Raw genomic sequence first — 17,227 nt, forward strand, 5'->3', positions numbered from 1 at the left:
AGCAGGGTAAACGCCCGTGCTATCCGCCGGTATAGCCGGGGACCGTGATCTGCGACGGTGTCGCCTGCGTGTACCCGAGGCCGAAGCGGGTCGCGTACTGCTTGTAGATCCGAATGCCCGGTTCGGCAGCGAGTGCCGCCTCGAGGCGCGCAACATCGCCGATCGCACTCATCACGTACGGCGGGCTGTAGGTACGGCCGTGAAGAAGGAGGGTGTTTCCGATGCACCGCGGCGCCGACATACTGATGATCCGTTGGTCCTGCATGCCCACCGCTTCGGCCCCGCCGGCCCACAGTGCGTTCAGCACGCTCTGGACGTCCTGCTGATGCACGACGAGGTCGTCCGGGGTGGCGTCGACCGGATACTTGCCGTCGGCGTTGCGCGGGGCGTCCGTCATGGTGACCACGACGCCGGGGCCGGTCATCTCCGTCAGTCCCGCGTCGGCGGAGATGTTCTTGATGTCACCGAGAGCGGCGGCCACGCCGGCGTCGGACCGAGCGGCGTCTTCCTGCAGCGAATCGAGCTGAGCGGCAAGTTCGTCCCGGTCGGCCGAAACTTTTTCGGCGTTGGCCTGGGCGCTGCGGACCAGATCGGAGAGCCTGGTGCTTTCGGTGACCTGCAGCTGATTTTCCTCGGCGGATCTCTGCGCCGTGGCGACCATCAGACCGGCTACCAGGCAGACGGCAAGTACACCGATGTGCCAGACGGTTCGTGAAGATTCACCCGAAGACACGTGGCTCCTCCCGGATTGTGCAGGTCGGCCGGTGACCAACTGGACACAGCTACGTTAGCGTGTAGGTAACACATGCAGGTCACACCGTAGAGCGAGGACGCCATGCCCAAGTCGAAGGTCCGTAAGAAGAACGACTACACAGTCAACCCAGCAAACCGCACTCCGGTGAAGGTGAAGATGGGTCCGTCGAGCACGCTGTACGTCTCCGTGATGCTCGGATTTATGCTTCTCGGCCTGGCGTGGTTGATTGTGTACTACTTGGCCGCGGATTCGATCACGTGGATGAACGACTTGGGAAACTATAACTTCCTCGTCGGCTTCGGCTTCATGGTTGTGGGCCTTGTGATGACCATGAGATGGCGCTGACCAGCGATTATCTGATTCGGCTCGGATCGTGACCGTCTCTCAATTACATGGGTGTCATTCATCCCCATTGTGGATAACTCCTGTGGACAACCTAGGAAGTTATCCACATGCTCGAGGATGAATTTCATCCACAGCCTCGTGACAACGCCACCGAGGTCGTCTCGTGGGCCACTCCGATGGGTGTTGTCTACGCGATGTTCGGCGGCGGAATTGCCCTCGCGATCGCCTCGATAATCGCGCCCACGGAGCCTGCCGGACGCTTCCTGCTCGCCCTCGCGGTGATCGGGCTGTTCGTGATGGGCGGCCTCGCCCTGCGTCAGCGCCCCCGCCTGGCGGTGATCGACAACGCAGGAACCAAGTCGATCGCGGTGCAGCGATTGCGCGCCCGCCACACGTTCACCCGCGAACAGATCGACCGCGTGCGTCTCGTCCGCTACCCGCGTCTGGGTCGACGCGTCCCGATGCTCGAGATCGACATCGTCGACCGGCCCACCGACACGGAGAAGCTGTTGATCTTCGGACGCTGGGATCTCGGTACGACGCCGGAGGACGTCCTGGACGTGCTTACCGTCCACGGTTTGGTGCCGCCCGAGAAGTAAGCGCGGGTTACCCAGCCAGCGCCGCGAGGTCCGGCTGCACGATGTCGAGTGCCTGCTGCGGCACCGCGACGGCGTCGCTCGACCATCCCCAGATCGAGTACAGCTCGCGGCCGGGGTCGGTGTACCCGTCGCGGCCGTGAAGCACCCGGTAGTTGTCGATGCAGATCATCTCGCCGGCTTCGGCACGGAACATCGGCCCGCTGTCGCGCACGTGAATCACGGCCTCACTCCACTGCTTCACCAGCGGCCACTGCGCTTCTTCCGATTCGCCGGCGATCGGCGCGAGGTACGGGTGGTACCGAACCTGGTTGCGTCCGCTCGGCACCGTCCGGGCGATCGGCGCAAATGTGTTCTGCGGGAAGTTCGGTTCCGAATGGTCGATGTCTGTGCTCCAACAGAATTCGGCCAGCTCCGCTGTTGCGGGATCGAAGGCGAGCAATCGCGTCAGTTTGACCGCGTCGATGAGAAACGAGTCGCCCCCACTCGGGTACGCCGGGCGCTTGCACCACAGAAACAGGTAATCGGGAGCGTAATCGCCGAAAGCAAAACCATCGTTGTGGGCGGTCATCCGCTCGCCGGAGATACCGAACGAGCGCTTGCGCCCGCGTTCGTCCACCGGTTGGGTGTCGACGACAGCGGCTTCGGCATCCTGACTTTTGGCGCTCGCCTCGAACTGGCGGCCGACGCGAATGCACTTCTCACCGAGCAACTTCGACGCGAAAGCAATGGCATCTTCCTCGGTGTGCAGCCCACCGAAGACCGCGGCGCCGTCCAGAGCGATTGCCGCCCGGACGGCCTCGACCGTGTCCACGCGCCGCGGAACAACACTTGCCAGCGTCAAATCGGAAGAGAACATTCATCACTCCATACGTCGAGTTCGCCAAACGGTTCAACTCGAGCGTAGGAACTCGTCATTTCGACGGCGTAACTCCGGAAACCGATTCGGTTACGGAGCCAGTCTTTCAGATCACCCGGCCTTTCAAATCACCTTGCCCGGGTTCATGATTCCGTGAGGGTCGAGTGCGCCCTTGATTGCATGATGCATCGCGACGACGGCCGGTGACAGTTCCTGTGCCAGGCCACCCATCTTCAGTAGGCCGACGCCGTGTTCACCGGTGACGGTTCCGCCCAATTCGAGGGCGTTGTCGATGATCTCGGAAAAAGCTGCCTGAGCACGCCTCCGCGCCGCTTCGTCGTCGTGTGGCGTGATCAGCAGCGGATGCAGGTTGCCGTCACCCGCGTGCGCGATGTTCGCGATGTGCGTGTCGTGACGGGCCGAAATGGCCTCGATCCGTGCCAACATCTCCGGGACCGCTGCCTTGGGGACACAGATGTCCTCGGTGAGCACCGGGCCGAGCCGCTCGAGGGCGGGGTACGCCAGACGCCGGGCGGAGAACAGGGCGTCGGCTTCCTCCTGGTCGGTGGATCTGGCACTCCAGGTTGCCCCGGAACGGTTGAAACAGGCCAACATTCGCTCGGCTTCGGCGTCGCCGATCTCACCAGGTGTGTCGATGCGGCCGAGCAGGACCACCTCGGCGTCGGCCGAGAGGCCCATGTTCTTCCAGGCGTCGACGGCAAGCAGGCACTGTCGATCGATCAACTCGAGGGCCGACGGTGTGAGACCGCCCGCGGCGACGGCTTCGACTGCCTTGCCCGCAGCAACGATGGAGTCGAAGTATCCGACGATGGTGCGCTCGGGATCGCGCTGAGGACGAAGCTTGACCGTCACCTCGGTGATCACCCCGAGAGTGCCTTCGGAGCCGACCATGAGCGCCGAGAGATCAAACCCAGCCACTCCCTTGGCAGTTCGACGCCCGAGCCGAACCAGCTCACCGGTTCCGGTAACCACCTGCATGCCCAGCACGTAGTCCTTGGTGACGCCGTACTTGACGCAACACAGGCCCCCGGCATTGGTCGCGACGTTGCCACCGATCGTCGACCAGGGTGCGCTCGCCGGATCGGGTGGATACCAGAGGCCGTGCTCAGCGCAGGCGTCGCGGAGGTGATCGTTGACCACTCCGGGTTCGACCACGGCCAAACGCTCGAGGGTGTTGATCTCCTTGATGGCGTTCATCGCGTCGAAGGCGATCACGACGCCGCCGGCGACTGCGTTGGCTCCACCCGACAGACCGGTGCCGGCGCCGCGCGTGACGACGGGCGCACCGTGGGCGATGCACGCCAGCACAACTGTCTGTACCTGCTCGGCTGTACGCGGGCGGACCACGGCGACGGGCATCTCGTAGGGAGCCCACTCGGCGTCGTCGTGGATGTAGCTCGCCATGATGTCGGGGTCGGTGATCAGTCGATCCGCATCGATCTGCGAGCCGAGCGCCTCGAGGAGTGTCATGCCTCCACGATAGTGACGGCGGCTACACCACCCCATGTAGATTTACTCCGAGAAACCGGTAACCGTATGGACATTCTCTCCATACTCATCGTTGGCCTGACAATTTGGCCTGACAAGGGAGTGCGGATGCACGAGAACTGGCTACAGCTTCTCCTGGCCGAGGCATCCACCGAGGAACTGATCGAACACCGCGATCAGTTGGCCGCCGGGTCAGCCCCCGAGGCCGCTGCCGAAATCGAGCGAGAAGCCCGATCCGCACTCCAACTGCGTAGTCTCCTGGCTCAGCGCCGACAACGTGCCACCGAGCTGGGCGCACTCAACGACATCGCGTCGCTGCTGACCACGATGCACGATCATCACGCCCTTCTGCAGGAGATCGTGGATCAGGCCAAACGGCTACTAGGAGTGGACCTTTCGTACCTTGCTCTCATTCACGACGACATCTTGATCATCGAAGTCACCAGCGGGGCGTACACCTCGCAACTGCTCGGCCTCACGGTTCCGTTCCGAGAAGGCCTCATCGGTCGTGTGGTCGAGAATTCTTCTCCTGCTTGGTCTCCCGACTACCGCAACGATCCCTCGTTTGCACACATCGGGCCCGCCGACGACGCAGCACGAGCCGAGAACATGCGCGGCCTGTTGGCCGTGCCGCTGACATTGAACGGCAAGATCCTGGGCGCACTCTGCGCGTGCAAACGTCAGGAGCGCCGATTCGGAAACGAGGAAGTTGCGTTGCTGTCCGCCCTCGCAGCTCATGCCTCGGTGGCCATCGAGAATGCCCGCTCTCTCGAACGCTATCGCGCGACGGTTGCAGAAGTGAATGCAGCGAACACCGAACTTGCCAAGCGCACAGCACTTCTCGAACAGACCCTGACCTGGGACCGATCGCTCACACAAGTTGTCCTGCGCGGCGGCGGTGTTCGCGAACTCGTGGAAGAAACCTCCGCGTCGACGGGTTCACCGGTGTTTTTCGTGACGGGAACGTCGGAGATCCCACCGGGACTGCAACGGGTGAGCGAGAGCGTCAACCGGGTCTTCGACATCCTTGCCGCTGACCGACGCGAGCAGGAGGTGACGCTCATCGTCGGTGAGCAGTTCCTGTTCGCCACCGAAGTACGCAGTGCCGGTGACCAACTCGGAGTTCTGTTCCTACTCTCGCGTCATGAACCCACCGCCGCCATGAGATTGGCACTCGAAAGGTCAGCCCCGGCCATTGCGCTTGCCCTGGTAGGCGAACGGGCGGCCAGGGAAGCCACTCGCCGAGCACGCGATGCATTTCTGGTCGATCTGATCACCAGGCCAGCGCCGACGCCGGCCGAAGTCACCGGTCAGTTCCGCCTTGCTGGACTCAACCCCGACCGCTCCTACACGGTCGTGGTGGCCCGCCCGGCCGACGCCGTAGACCGTACACGCCGCAGTATCGAGGAAATTGCATTCCCCTCGGGAACTGTTGTTGCCGAACATGGTTCACGGGTCATCGCTTTGATTCCGGGAATGTCACCGGCAGAGGTCGCGGCGGCGTGGGTGCAGCCGGCGGAGAACCCGACAGTGGGAATCGCCGATCCCGCGGTGGGAGCGGAAGGTCTGGCGCGAGCCTATGTCGAGGCACAGCACACCGTCGACGTCCTCGAGACGCTCGGGCGGGCCTCCCACGTGGAACCGGCAAGTTCCCTCGGCATTTACCGAATTCTCCTCAGCCGCACCGGCCGCGAAGAACTCGAAGCGCTGACGCAGCGGTCCCTCGGCCCTCTACTCGAGGAGGAACAACGACGCGGCGTTCCGCTCTTGGACACCCTCGCGTCGTACCTGTCGCACAATTGCAAACATTCTGCGACCGCCACCGCGCTCGCGATTCACGCCAACACTCTGTACCAACGCCTCGAATCGATCGACCGATTGATCGGTACACAGTGGCGTCAGCCGGACCAGGCGCTCGATCTTGCGCTCCTGATCCGGCTTCGTGCCAGTGCGGGGAAACTCGGTCAGATCTGAGCGGTCTTGCTCGATCGCTTGGCCAGTGCCACCACAAGAATTGCGGCACAGAGCATCACGGCGCCCACCACCCACAGGCCTGCCTTGGCATTTCCGGTCACATCGGTGAGCCAGCCGGTGATGTACGGAGCACCGAAGCCCGACGCATTGCCGATCGAGTTGATCATGGCGATACCCGCGGCCGCGCTGGCACCCGTCAGGAACGTGGTGGGCAGGTACCAAAAGACGGGGAGCGCACAGAGGACACCGACAGCGGTGAGCGAGACCGCGATCATGACGGTGAACGGCGAATCCAGATACAGCGCAATCGGAATGGATACCGCGCCCAGGAGCGTCGGCGCAGCGACGTGCCACATTCGTTCACCGGTCTTGTCGGAATGGCGGCTCCACAGCACCATCGCGACAGCGCCGATCGCGTAGGGGACGGCCACGATCAGGCCTGTCTCGACGAGCGAGAAATCGGTGTTGAACGTCTGCTTGAATCCCGCGACGATGCTGGGCAGGAAGAAGCTCAAAGCGTAAAGGCCGTACGTGATTCCGAAGTAGACCAGACCGAAACCGATGACGCGGGGATCGCGCAGGGTCTTGCCGGCGGACTGGTGACCGGCGTCGCCGAGTTCTTTCTCCTCGTCGGCCATGGACTTCATCAGCCAGGTGCGCTCCTCGAGGGTCAACCACTTCGCGTCGGCGGGACGGTCGGTGAGGTAGAACCAGACGACAAACGCCAAGATCACGGCGGGCAGACCCTCGATCAGGTACATCACGCGCCATCCGGCCAACCCGAACAGGCCGTCGCCGTACTGGATGATGGCAGCCGAGAGCGGGGCACCGAGCGCCGACGAGAGCGGAAGCGTCAGCAGGAACAAGCCCATCAGGCGTACGCGGTACTTCTTCGGGAACCAGAAGGTCAGGTAGAGAAGAACTCCGGGGAAGAAGCCGGCCTCGGCGATTCCCAGCAGAATGCGGAGGAAATAGAGGCTGCCCACGTTGGGCACGAATGCCAGCGCAGCGGCGAGGATGCCCCAGGTGAGCATGATCCGCGCGATCCACAGCCGGGCGCCGAAGCGGTGCAGGGCCAGGTTGCTCGGCACCTCGAACAACAGATAGCCGACAAAGAAGAGACCGGAGGCAAGGCCGAACATCGTCTCGGTCATCCCGAGGTCGGCGCTCATGGTGAGCTTCGCGAAGGCGATGTTCGTACGATCCAGATAGTTCACGAAATAGAGCAGGATCAGGAAGGGAATCAGCCGGCGCGCTACCTTCTTCACCACGCGAGATTCGATCTCGCTCGGCGCAACCCCACCGTCAGTGGTGGTGCTATCGGTGGAGGTCATGGCAGGGGTACTCCTCGGAAAAGGTCAGCGATGCTATCTACGAAGTGACTCAAGCCACAGTAGAAGTACCGATGACCTCAACCTATGTGGACAATCTCTACAGAAGCCGTCCCTGCATGTGCATTTACTCCCAACGATCCGGCGAATGACCCCCAGCAGCCTGACGAACGTCCCTGAACAGTCGAAGGCGACAAACCCGCCTGAGCTGGGGGTTTAGCGCTACGAGCACCGAGTCACTGGCTAGTGTTATCGGCGAAATAGCCAGGGCCAGTGCGGATGCACCGCGTGACTTGAAGGACAGAACATGACGAAGATGGTTCGGACCACGATGACCCGCCGGTCCTCCACCGCAGTCGCTGCCACCATCGCGGCGGTCGCACTATTCGCCTCCGCCTGCGGCAGCGACTCCGACAAGACCGACTCCGACCAGAGTGCTGCCGGCGCCTCGTCCGCTACATCCTCGGCCACCGTCGGCGGGAAGACGCTCGACGCCAAATTCGAGACGAAGTGCGCAAAGGACGGCGGCACGACAGTTATGACACTGCTCGACGCGGAAAATGCCACCTACGGCATGTTGACCGTCTCAGCCATCATCGATGAATCCGGCACGGTTCAGACTGCTGGAATCGCCGGAAGCGAGGGTGGATCGAACGGTCTGCCGTACACCGCCGGATTCGCGCCGGGTCTGCCTGGCGGATCTGCCAGTGCCAAGCAGGACGGCAATACCTTCGTGGTGACGGGCGAGGGAATCGGCGCCCGGGACAAGGGCAACCCGATGGAGACCTCGAGCTTCGAGATCACGTTCGCCTGCGAGTCCATCATCGGCGGCTGATTCTTGCTAACTGATTCCCAGCTGTTCGCGCAGTTGGACGACGCGGAGCACGATGACTCCGATTGTCACCACAGTGACGGCACCAAAAGCGATCCAGCCGATCCGCACTGCTTTCACGCGGTTCTCACCGGCGCCCAACCACTGTGGGGCGTACAGGAAGGCAGCGGCCGTTGCGGCACCTGCCACCAGACCTCCCGCGTGACCCCAGAACGAAATCCCGGGCAGCGAAATGCTGATGATCACATTGATCGCGATCACCGAGATGATCGGGACCGGGCTTCGACGCAAACGCAGTAGAAGGACGGCCTGTGCGCCCATGATGCCGAAGATTGCACCAGACGCTCCAGCGGTCCAGGACAGGGCCGTGAGCGAGGAGAACACCGGCTGGAACGCCATCACCGAGGCGGAACCGCCGAGGAGCGAAACCAGGTAGATGCCGATGTACCGGGAGCGGCCCATCACGATTTCGGTGTCGCGCCCCAGGATGTAGAGGGCGTACATGTTGACCGCGAGGTGCAAGATGCCGAAGTGCAAGAACCCGGAGCCGATGAGCCGGAACCAGTCACCGCTGGCGACCAGACCCGGATTGAGTGCCCAGTTCGCGAAGATCGACGAGCCGACCTGATTGTTCATGATGCTTCGCGACTGCGCGAAGGTGGCGAGGAACGCCAGGACGTTGAGCCCCATCAAGGTGTACGTCACGATCGGGACCGCGCGGGTGGGGCTCACGGTGTTTCCGGCGACGCCCCGAACGGGGCGGACATCGCGTTGGCCGGCAGCTACACAGTCAACACATTGGTATCCCACCGCCGCCTCGCGGAGGCAGTCCGGGCACGCCGGACGTCCACAACGATTGCAGGAAAGTGCGGTAGGTCGATCTGGATGGCGGACGCACCGCGGTTGGGGCGGGATGCCCTCACTCGCACCGCCGCCCCAACCGGGGTTCGTCATCTGCTTGTTTTACCTGTTCAGGAGATGGTGATGCTGTTGATCACGACGGGCTCGACCGGACGATCGCCACGATCGACGGCGGTGGAGGAGATAGCGTCGACAACCTTCTTGGAATCGTCGTCGAGAACCTCACCGAAGATGGTGTGGCGACGGTTCAGGTGCGGCGTCGGGCCGGTGGTGATGAAGAACTGCGAGCCGTTGGTTCCCGGGCCTGCGTTGGCCATGGCCAGCAGGTAGGAGCGGTCGAACTGCAGTTCCGGGTGGAACTCGTCACCGAACTTGTAGCCCGGGCCGCCGGTGCCGGTTCCGGTGGGGTCGCCACCCTGGATCATGAAGCCGTCGATGACGCGGTGGAAGATGGCACCGTCGTAGAACGGGCCGGTCTTGGTGCCGGCGGCGTTTGCGGTGGTGTACTCCTTCGAGCCGTCGGCGAGGCCGACGAAGTTCTCGACGGTCTTCGGCGCATGGTTGCCGAACAGAGCGATCTTGATGTCGCCGCGGTTCGTGTGCAGCGTTGCGGTTGCGGTCTGATGAGTTGAAGTCACACCACCATCGTGCCATTGCCGGCGTTCTCGCGGATGTGAGCCTGCCAATTCCGTGCGACGGGGCATGCGTCACTGCAGTTCGATGTCGGCGGCAACGACCGGATCGGAAATGTCGATTCCGTCCGCAGCTGCGCGTTGGTACAGCCGGTACAGAGCATGATCGAACTCGTCGCGCGTTCGCCCCGCCGATCAGTACGGCAATGCGACAATCCGGGACGACGGTAGGCCGTTTTCGATCGCTTGGTTGCGCAAGCGGGCGACACAGCTTTTCTCTCCGCCGATCCACAACATTGTCGATTCTGTCTGCGCCTTGGTCCGATCGACTATGTCCACCCACTCGATATCAGGGAATCCGTGCTCGCCTGACGGACCCGTGAAACTGTGTATTCGGACTTGTTCGGCGAGTTTCGTCAAGGATCCGACAGCAGGGCGCGCAGATCTGTCGCCGACTGCAACGACGTCAGTGACGCCCGGAACAAGGACGAGTTCGTGTTTGAATCCGATCACCCCAACGCGACTGCCTACGCCCGTCCGGTTGAGCCACCAATCCGGCTTCCCGAGATCTATGACATCGAACGTGATCCTACGATCGCCAGGATTGAAATCGATTGCTGTGTAGGAACGCCCGATCGGACGCCGGGGGTCGGCCTCCCAACTGGGAACCGCGAGTTTGTCCGACCCCAAGGTGGGGAGCATCATCTCGTCCGCCGGCTCCCGAGGCACGAACAACTTGAACACCGGCGCCGCCCCACGAACGCTCAGGTTTCCGAACTCGCTCGACTGCAACACAACTCGAACGGTGTCGTCCGTTCGCTGTTCAACCTCGGCAATCGAGGCAACGGTCATGACCATGCCCGCAGGTAACCGGGATTCTCTCGCCCTGTCCACGCTCGACTAACCCAACTGTCCCAACGCGGTACCCAGGTTTCCCGGCAGCCACGTCTTTCCAAGTACACCCGCATTGTTGATCGCCTCACCCTGCGCATCACTGAGCCATACGACGCGGGATTTCAGATTCGACTCCCAGAAAGGCGATTGTTCGAGGTTCGCGATGGAATCCCGTGGTGACGGCATCAGAAGTACCGCTTCACCGTCGACGTCACCCGCGGTCTCACCCGAATACGTCACCGGAGTTCCCGTCGATTCCACCGCGGCTTGGTCCTCCGCCGGCTTCATTCCGAAGAGGCGCAGTATGTTTCCGCCTGATCCCAACGAAATCTGCTCCTTGTAGTAGAGCCCGAATGAGTACGGCCGCTTCGCAAGTCCTGGGTTCGACTCAGCCACACCCGTAAATTCGTCGACTGCCGAGGTGATCAACTCGCCACCCTGCTCGGATTTGCCCATCGCATCCGCGACCTGCTGAACGCCGACTCTCCAATCGTTGTCTGCGTCCTGCATGTCGAATATCAAAGTGGGAGCGATCGTTCGGAGCCGCTCCAACGTGGCGGGCTCGGTGAAAACCGGCCAGGCAGGCGCGATGATGAGATCCGGTTCGACCGCAAGCATCCGCTCGAAATTCACTTGCCCTGCATAGATGTCAGCCAAGGACTCGTCGAGCGCTTCGTTTCCCACGTAGTCCGCCAGATAGGGAAGCTTGTCGATGTTGGTCACGCTCGCGGCCACGGGGTGCGATCCCAGCGCCACGACGTTCTCGAACGCCGGGTTCCCCAAGGTCACGATCCGTTCAGGTGCCGACTCGATGATCACGTCTCCGGATTCCGTGCTCACGGTCACCGGATAGCTTCCGCTCGCTGCGGGACTTCCGTCAGCGTCCGGGTTCGTGTTCGGTGACGAACATCCAGCGAGCGCGAGCACTAACGCGGCCCCGGCCGCGCCGAGGAATCTTGGCCTCCACCTGTGTCTATTCATAATTGCCACAGTAGCAATAATTAATGTGGGTTGCCTTACCTTCCTATCCCGGAAGGGCATCAGTGATCCGAAATGTGAGTCCAAGAAGCGTCAGGAGTTGGAACGACCGTAGGAACGAGGCCGGAATCGATCATCTTTTCGGCACCGACAAGGAAGGCGTCGAGCGTCCAGGAAACAACAGCCGAGAGAGTCTCAGGCTTCGGATACTGCGAATCCGGGTAACGATTGCGCGCCGGTGTATGCAGTGCCGCCGACATGATCAGTGTCCGAGAGCCGAGCAAATGTGCTGTTGCACGGTCAAATTCAGGCTTCCGTAGAAGTACCTCATTCATGATTCGCTCGAACTGCGCCAGAGTGCCCTCTTCGTAAGGCCCTCGAAGCACGTAGTCCTCGAGCCCAGGCGTGGCAGTCACGAGTTCAGCGAACCGCTGACCTAGCGTCCGAAGGTAGTCCTGCCAGGACTTCGAATCCGAATCCAATTGCAGACGTCCGAAAGCTCTCGCACACGCCAACGAGTAGAGACGATCGGTCGAGTCGACGTGATGGCGAATCGTCGCAGCGGAAACGCCCAGGACCTGTGCGACCTCCGCCCGCGTCAGGCGGTCCAAACCCACCCGTTCCGCTGCATCGAGAATCTCCTCTGTCGACGTAATCGCAGGTCGGCCTGGGCTTCGACGGGACCGTGCAGGGGAGGTCGACATTCATCCATCGTAAGTCCGATCTGCGACCGACCTACCCCGGTACAGCCCTTGTGGCAAAGTGAAGTCATGACACGAGTGACCGAGTCCCTCAGCACGCAGTTGCCCGACACCTTCGATCACGCGCGCGCCCGCGTCGAGGACACCTTCGACGAGACTGCCGCCTACCTCGAAGAGACAGCGGCTCGTATCAAGGAGTCCGAGGCAGCCGACAACGCTCGCCGTATCGCCGCGGTGGTCGCCACATCGGTCGCTCGCGGCGCCGGGCAGGTCGGGTTGTTCCTGGGTCGTCAGGGCAAGGTCCTCGCCAAGAAGGGCGTAGAGCGCGCAAAGGCTATCCCCACGAAGTCCGCGGAACGCACCGAGAAGCCTCGCGGCCGCAAGCGCGTCGCCGTGTTCGTCATCGCCGGTGTCGCGGTGATCGGTGGCGCGGTGTTCTTCAAGAGCCGCCGACGCGAGCATCCGCCGGTCGCTTCCGCACCCCCTCGGCTCGAAGAGAACTCGGCCGAGAAGACCGCTTAGTCGACACACGAAAAGCCCCGGAACAAATTGTGTTCCGGGGCTTTTCGATGTTCACGTTCAGCAGTTGGACGGCGCTGGGACGTTGTTGAAGCGATCGATCATGTACCCGACGGATTCCGGGGTACCCACCAGGTACGGCGTTGCATGATTGATTGCCATGCCCGGAATGATCGGGGGCAGTTCGTTGACGGAGAACTGCACCGCCGCGCCCTTGCCGCACCAGTCTCGCGCCAGTTGCTGTCCCTGACCGAACGGAACGATGTCATCGGAGCGGCCATGCTGAATGAGCACGGGCGACTCCGGCGTCAGCTTGCCGATCTTCTGCTCGTCGAGGATCGCCTGCGCCATGGGTAGACGCGCCAGAACTGCGGAGAGTGATTCACCGGAATTGGTGAAGCTCGACGACTGCTGGAAGCCGAACTGCAATCCACTTTCGGCGACGCACTGGTTCTTGGTGGCGGCCAACATCTGTCGGCCGCGATCGTTGATCTCGGCGTCGAGCAGCGGCTGAACCTCGGGGTACTGCGCAAGGATCCCGTTGAGCGCGTAGCCGATCACTCCGGTGAGGAACGTGCCGTCGACCTGCTGCAGCGTCGCCGCCAGATCGGCGGGCGGTGCACCTGCGTACGTGCCCTTGAGATCAAGCTCGGGAGCATACGACGGCTTCAATTCCGTTGCGGCAGCGGCAGCTCCACCACCTTGCGAGTAACCCCACAGTCCGACGGGGCCGTCGGCGAGAATGCCCGTGTTCGGGAGCTGCTGAGCGGCACGCACCGAGTCCAGAACCGCGTGCGCTTCGGCTTCGCGGTTGACGTAGGTGTGATCGCCAGGAGTTCCGAGGCCTTCGTAATCGGTGACTACGACGGCGATGCCGTTGAGCAGCAACGTGTTCACCCAGATGGACTCGTAGCCGACCATGACGTCCGTCGGGAACTGGTACTCGATACCGGTGTTGAACAGTTTGGACGGAGCGCATTGATCGCCCTGCCCATGCGTTCCTACCGCTGCGGCAACCAGTGGACGCGCCCCCTGCCCGGTCCACGGGTTCGACGGTTCGAGGTAGGTCCCCGTCACGGCAACGGGAGCACCCTTGGCGTCCTCGCTTCGGTACATGATCTTGGTGGCGGTTGCCGGCCACGCACCATTCGATCCGGGCACGCTCAGCAGCAGTGGTGACGGCTCACTCTTGATGAGATCTCCGTTGGCACCTGCCGGAAGCTCCGACGGCGGTGTGTAGAAATCCGCCGGGTCCGCCATTGCGGCAGGGGCCGTCACAGCACCCATGACCAGTGCCGCGACGGAAACCCCGGCCGCCCACCATGCTCTGCTCTTCACGTTTCGATCTCCCCACGCTCGCTTGCGCTGTGGCTTGGCACACAGCGAACGCAGAGTAACACATACCTCACGTAACACTTTTTCGTGAGGTTTTCGCCTTAACAGGCTGACTTACAACCGTTTACGACTACTTCGTGGGCTCCAGATTGGAGGTCAGCAGCGAACGAAGCTTGTCGGTATCAGCCGAGGTCCAGGCCTCGGGGTGCAGGATCTTGGCCCACATGTCCGCTGCATCCTCGCCGTAATTGTGACCGTGCCCGGACGGGACGTCAGCCGAGAAGACCATGTCGAGGGTTACCTGCCAGAAGGTCACGAGAGGTACCCACGTCATTCCCGGATCCACGTCGCGACCCAGCGGTTCCTTGAGCCAATCCGGCTTGTTGAGCAGCAGGTCGAAGGACCACCATGTGATCGGGTCGCTGGCGTGCTGCCAGTACACGATGCGATCGTCGTCCCAGTCGGACTTCAGCTCCAGATCTTCCGGATCGCCGGCAAACCGAATTGCCTGGCCCCCGTCGATCACCGGCAGGATCTCCGGTGAGCCCGAGTCGCGGCTGTCCGTGATTTCCTGCCACTGAGCAGTGAAGTTGGGCGTTCCGACCCACAGTGCGCCGTCGACGCGCGTCATCATGTCCTGAGCGCCGGCAAATGCGGCCTGGCCACCGTAGGAGCCGAGGCTCTCACCGAAGACAACCAGCTCGGGTCGCGTCTCCACGGGCAGGTCGATCCACTTGGCGTACACCGCGTTGAACAGTGCGCGACCGGCAATCATCGGCGTCTCACGGTCGGCGATGAAGGCCAACGGACTCGGAAGGAACGAGTACTGCATCGACGCGATCGCCGTGTCCCCGCCCTCGACGTACTCGAACGCCGACGCGACGTCCTCGTTCACCCAACCGCGGCCGGTGGTCGTGACAACCGCGAGGGTTCCGCGGTCGAATCCGCCGGTGCGCTCCAACTCGTCGACGACCCGCTGTGCGACACCGTTGATCGAGTCCGAGGATTCACGTCCGGCGTACACCCGGATCGGTTGCTTCGCTTCACGTCCGGTCAATGCGGTGATCTCGGCCGCGGTGGGACCGCTGCCCATGAAGGTGCGCCCCTCCTGGCCGAGCGAATCCCAGGCTTCGGCGGACATCGGTGAACCACTGCGCTCAGCGATCAAGGGTTGTTCGATGCCGTCCGGTGTTTCATGATCCGCACCGGAGAAACTCCAGTTCGCGAAGGCAATCAACCCGTTGTACAGCGCACCGTTCACGATGAAGATGCCGATGGCGAAGATGACGATCAAGCTGCCGACCTTCGCCGCTTCGAGGGGAACGAACCGAAGTGCGACGGCGGTGAGCTTGTTGGTGGTGAAACGAAGACCACGGCCTGCCTCGAGCAGGATGAACCAGATTCCGAGCGAAATCAGCAGCACCAGAAGGTAATTCGCCTGATTGGTGCGAGGAGCTTCGACAAGATCGCGAACGATCTGCTGCCACCACGAACCGAGGACCAAGAACGTCGGAACCAGAATGACGGCCGCGGCCAACAAGACTCGCCAGCCGATCTTCTTGGTGCGATCCGACCACTGCGGTTCGACGCCGCACTTGCGGATCATCCAGGCAACCGTCACGCCGACGCCGTATCCCATCGCGAGCGAGATGCCCGTCGCAACGCCCTGCAAGTACCACGCGCGCGGCAACAGGGAAGGACTCATCGACCAGGTGAAGAAGACCAGAGCAAAGGCAAGCCCGACCGGGTGCAGCGTCTTGCAGTAGAGGCGCAGCCGTTCCCACACACGTTTCATGCCGGAATCGTATGCGCCCCGTGCCCGAATCAGGTCACGAAGCGCACACGCGTCCAGTCTGTTTACGGGGCGAAGCGCAAAATCGCGGCAACTGCGCCGCCGCCCGGAATGTCCTCGGCGCGAACAGCGAGGACCCGAGCACCCGTCAGGAGCGCACGACGAGCGATCTCGTCGACGACCCCGTATGTACTTCCGTTGGTCGACTCACCGGTCGTGAGAGCGCCCGTCTGGGGATCGAGACTTCCGGGTACAACGGAATCGATGTCGATGAAAACGGTGTCGACCTGTCCGTACGTCGCGGCCGTTGCCACGTCGGCGACGTCGGTTTGAGTGCGACCTTGTTCCGTGCGCACATTGAAGGTGTCCCGCACCGCCGCCAACTGCTCGGCGTGGAAATCGTCGAGCGCCGGACGCGAACCGTCCGCCACCTCCTGCGTCGACAAGGCTTCCGGGTTTCCCTCGACGGTTTTGTCGACCAGGTGGCGGTACGAATTCACGGAGCGATACACCGACGCGATGGGTTCCGCGGCAGCCAGGATCAAGGGGACGTCGCGGCCGGCGAGGACACCACGGACCTCGTGATCGACTGCGCGGGCGTACTGATTGACGCGCAACTTTCGGCTGTCCGAACCCGAGAGCCGACCGGCTTCCGTTCGGCTGTTGATCGAGGACTTACCCGCGTGATCGGCAGCGTTCTTCGGCATTCCCTGAACACGAACCTCGTCGGCCGGTTGATCGGCGGCGATCTCGATCAATCGCACCGAACCTTCGGCGAGAGCGAGAACAAACGCCGTCTGGGGGAAGGTCACCGAACGGAGCAGTGGCTTGAGATGAAACCGATCGCTGACCGTTTCGAGCGCCTGCAGACGGTTGGGGAGGCGGAAGGTCACCAGACGCTCCGGCGTCGCGTACGTGACCAATGAGCGCGACTGGAAACGCCAGAAATCGTCGTCGTTGTCGAGCTCTGCGTATTCGGCCTCGAACAGCTTGCGCTCGGCCGGATCCTCCACCGATGCGAGTGCCGAGCGGACCTGGTCCTTGAAGGCGATGCGCGCTTTGTCATGATCCTGCGGCGCATCTTCAGTCGGAGTCACGATGGTGATGCAGGTGGGCCCTTCCACCTCCGCGAGTGCGGCAATTTCACCGTGGCTGGGAATGTCGTTGTGAAGCACTACGAACCTCCTGAAATTGGGTTCTCCTCACGCTACGCCCGGCTGGTTATGACCACTAGACTTTCCGGAGAATTCGGGACGAACGGTCCATAGTGGGCGCTGTTCTGGCCACCCCACTCCGAGCGAACGGCATGTTCATC

Annotated in this window: 17 protein-coding genes; 5 read left to right on the forward strand and 12 right to left on the reverse strand. The window is 62.5% G+C overall.

Features of this window, described 5'->3' with window-relative positions; translation table 11 throughout:
• Positions 1-19: 19 nt before the first annotated feature.
• Entirely contained in the window at positions 20-733 is a 714-nt protein-coding gene (locus tag H7C86_RS25750) for a DUF881 domain-containing protein (RefSeq protein WP_182262473.1), read from the reverse strand.
• Between the two features lie 102 nt (positions 734-835).
• Between H7C86_RS25750 and crgA the strand changes: the two genes are divergently transcribed.
• Both crgA and H7C86_RS25760 read left to right on the forward strand, forming a co-directional pair.
• On the forward strand, positions 836-1,099 hold the full coding sequence (crgA, locus tag H7C86_RS25755; protein WP_019746229.1) for a cell division protein CrgA: 264 nt from the start codon (positions 836-838) through the stop codon (positions 1,097-1,099).
• 107 nt (positions 1,100-1,206) lie between these two features.
• Positions 1,207-1,698 carry a PH domain-containing protein gene (locus H7C86_RS25760; protein ID WP_020905623.1) on the forward strand — a complete coding sequence of 164 codons (492 nt, stop codon included), beginning with the start codon at positions 1,207-1,209 and terminating at the stop codon, positions 1,696-1,698.
• A 7-nt stretch (positions 1,699-1,705) separates the two neighbouring features.
• On the opposite strand, the gene H7C86_RS25765 is transcribed toward H7C86_RS25760, so the two are convergent.
• Both H7C86_RS25765 and H7C86_RS25770 read right to left on the reverse strand, forming a co-directional pair.
• Positions 1,706-2,554 (reverse strand): TauD/TfdA family dioxygenase, encoded by an 849-nt coding sequence (locus H7C86_RS25765; protein WP_084325582.1) that lies wholly within the window; start codon positions 2,552-2,554, stop codon positions 1,706-1,708.
• A 123-nt stretch (positions 2,555-2,677) separates the two neighbouring features.
• Positions 2,678-4,045: an FAD-binding oxidoreductase gene (locus H7C86_RS25770; protein WP_259349297.1), complete on the reverse strand. Its 1,368-nt coding sequence runs from the start codon at positions 4,043-4,045 to the stop codon at positions 2,678-2,680.
• A gap of 126 nt (positions 4,046-4,171) precedes the next feature.
• On the opposite strand from H7C86_RS25770, the gene H7C86_RS25775 reads away from it, so the two are divergent.
• The gene (locus H7C86_RS25775) at positions 4,172-6,037 is read left to right on the forward strand and encodes a GAF domain-containing protein (RefSeq protein ID WP_182262475.1); all 1,866 of its coding nucleotides are present in this window, start codon (positions 4,172-4,174) and stop codon (positions 6,035-6,037) included.
• Here H7C86_RS25775 and H7C86_RS25780 read toward each other — a convergent pair.
• Positions 6,028-7,371 (reverse strand): MFS transporter, encoded by a 1,344-nt coding sequence (locus tag H7C86_RS25780; RefSeq protein WP_021332618.1) that lies wholly within the window; start codon positions 7,369-7,371, stop codon positions 6,028-6,030. The genes H7C86_RS25775 and H7C86_RS25780 overlap by 10 nt on opposite strands.
• A gap of 304 nt (positions 7,372-7,675) precedes the next feature.
• Between H7C86_RS25780 and H7C86_RS25785 the strand changes: the two genes are divergently transcribed.
• The gene (locus H7C86_RS25785) at positions 7,676-8,203 is read left to right on the forward strand and encodes a lipoprotein LpqH (protein WP_020967988.1); all 528 of its coding nucleotides are present in this window, start codon (positions 7,676-7,678) and stop codon (positions 8,201-8,203) included.
• Positions 8,204-8,209: 6 nt separating this feature from the next.
• On the opposite strand, the gene H7C86_RS25790 is transcribed toward H7C86_RS25785, so the two are convergent.
• The 5 genes from H7C86_RS25790 to H7C86_RS25810 form a co-directional block, all read right to left on the reverse strand.
• On the reverse strand, positions 8,210-9,154 hold the full coding sequence (locus H7C86_RS25790) for a rhomboid family intramembrane serine protease (protein ID WP_143542654.1): 945 nt from the start codon (positions 9,152-9,154) through the stop codon (positions 8,210-8,212).
• A 17-nt stretch (positions 9,155-9,171) separates the two neighbouring features.
• The gene (locus H7C86_RS25795) at positions 9,172-9,699 is read right to left on the reverse strand and encodes a peptidylprolyl isomerase (RefSeq protein ID WP_007729190.1); all 528 of its coding nucleotides are present in this window, start codon (positions 9,697-9,699) and stop codon (positions 9,172-9,174) included.
• A 189-nt stretch (positions 9,700-9,888) separates the two neighbouring features.
• Positions 9,889-10,545 carry a siderophore-interacting protein gene (locus H7C86_RS25800; protein ID WP_220463472.1) on the reverse strand — a complete coding sequence of 219 codons (657 nt, stop codon included), beginning with the start codon at positions 10,543-10,545 and terminating at the stop codon, positions 9,889-9,891.
• Between the two features lie 48 nt (positions 10,546-10,593).
• Positions 10,594-11,427, reverse strand: coding sequence for an ABC transporter substrate-binding protein (locus tag H7C86_RS25805; RefSeq protein ID WP_182262477.1), 834 nt, complete (start codon positions 11,425-11,427; stop codon positions 10,594-10,596).
• Between the two features lie 200 nt (positions 11,428-11,627).
• Positions 11,628-12,269 (reverse strand): TetR/AcrR family transcriptional regulator, encoded by a 642-nt coding sequence (locus H7C86_RS25810; protein ID WP_020967984.1) that lies wholly within the window; start codon positions 12,267-12,269, stop codon positions 11,628-11,630.
• 66 nt (positions 12,270-12,335) lie between these two features.
• On the opposite strand from H7C86_RS25810, the gene H7C86_RS25815 reads away from it, so the two are divergent.
• Positions 12,336-12,788 carry a hypothetical protein gene (locus H7C86_RS25815; protein WP_019746221.1) on the forward strand — a complete coding sequence of 151 codons (453 nt, stop codon included), beginning with the start codon at positions 12,336-12,338 and terminating at the stop codon, positions 12,786-12,788.
• Between the two features lie 57 nt (positions 12,789-12,845).
• On the opposite strand, the gene H7C86_RS25820 is transcribed toward H7C86_RS25815, so the two are convergent.
• The 3 genes from H7C86_RS25820 to H7C86_RS25830 all read right to left on the reverse strand — a co-directional run bounded on the left by H7C86_RS25820 (position 12,846) and on the right by H7C86_RS25830 (position 17,087).
• Positions 12,846-14,123: a lipase family protein gene (locus tag H7C86_RS25820; RefSeq protein ID WP_182262478.1), complete on the reverse strand. Its 1,278-nt coding sequence runs from the start codon at positions 14,121-14,123 to the stop codon at positions 12,846-12,848.
• A gap of 127 nt (positions 14,124-14,250) precedes the next feature.
• Positions 14,251-15,915 (reverse strand): alpha/beta-hydrolase family protein, encoded by a 1,665-nt coding sequence (locus H7C86_RS25825; RefSeq protein ID WP_047890115.1) that lies wholly within the window; start codon positions 15,913-15,915, stop codon positions 14,251-14,253.
• A gap of 62 nt (positions 15,916-15,977) precedes the next feature.
• Positions 15,978-17,087, reverse strand: a complete 1,110-nt coding sequence (locus H7C86_RS25830) for a hypothetical protein (RefSeq protein ID WP_182262479.1) — start codon at positions 17,085-17,087, stop codon at positions 15,978-15,980.
• Positions 17,088-17,227: the final 140 nt, after the last annotated feature.

Origin of the sequence: Rhodococcus sp. UFZ-B548 (assembly GCF_903819475.1) — a bacterium.
Taxonomy (GTDB): domain Bacteria; phylum Actinomycetota; class Actinomycetes; order Mycobacteriales; family Mycobacteriaceae; genus Rhodococcus_F; species Rhodococcus_F erythropolis.

What these genes read in the sequence shown, in the direction of transcription:
- crgA (WP_019746229.1), top strand. Translation starts at nt 836, where the DNA reads ATGCCCAAGTCGAAGGTCCGTAAGAAGAACGACTACACAGTCAACCCA.
- H7C86_RS25760 (WP_020905623.1), top strand. Translation starts at nt 1,207, where the DNA reads ATGCTCGAGGATGAATTTCATCCACAGCCTCGTGACAACGCCACCGAG.
- H7C86_RS25765 (WP_084325582.1), bottom strand. Translation starts at nt 2,554, where the DNA reads ATGTTCTCTTCCGATTTGACGCTGGCAAGTGTTGTTCCGCGGCGCGTG.
- H7C86_RS25770 (WP_259349297.1), bottom strand. Translation starts at nt 4,045, where the DNA reads ATGACACTCCTCGAGGCGCTCGGCTCGCAGATCGATGCGGATCGACTG.
- H7C86_RS25775 (WP_182262475.1), top strand. Translation starts at nt 4,172, where the DNA reads ATGCACGAGAACTGGCTACAGCTTCTCCTGGCCGAGGCATCCACCGAG.
- H7C86_RS25780 (WP_021332618.1), bottom strand. Translation starts at nt 7,371, where the DNA reads ATGACCTCCACCGATAGCACCACCACTGACGGTGGGGTTGCGCCGAGC.
- H7C86_RS25785 (WP_020967988.1), top strand. Translation starts at nt 7,676, where the DNA reads ATGACGAAGATGGTTCGGACCACGATGACCCGCCGGTCCTCCACCGCA.
- H7C86_RS25790 (WP_143542654.1), bottom strand. Translation starts at nt 9,154, where the DNA reads ATGACGAACCCCGGTTGGGGCGGCGGTGCGAGTGAGGGCATCCCGCCC.
- H7C86_RS25800 (WP_220463472.1), bottom strand. Translation starts at nt 10,545, where the DNA reads ATGACCGTTGCCTCGATTGCCGAGGTTGAACAGCGAACGGACGACACC.
- H7C86_RS25810 (WP_020967984.1), bottom strand. Translation starts at nt 12,269, where the DNA reads ATGTCGACCTCCCCTGCACGGTCCCGTCGAAGCCCAGGCCGACCTGCG.
- H7C86_RS25815 (WP_019746221.1), top strand. Translation starts at nt 12,336, where the DNA reads ATGACACGAGTGACCGAGTCCCTCAGCACGCAGTTGCCCGACACCTTC.
- H7C86_RS25825 (WP_047890115.1), bottom strand. Translation starts at nt 15,915, where the DNA reads ATGAAACGTGTGTGGGAACGGCTGCGCCTCTACTGCAAGACGCTGCAC.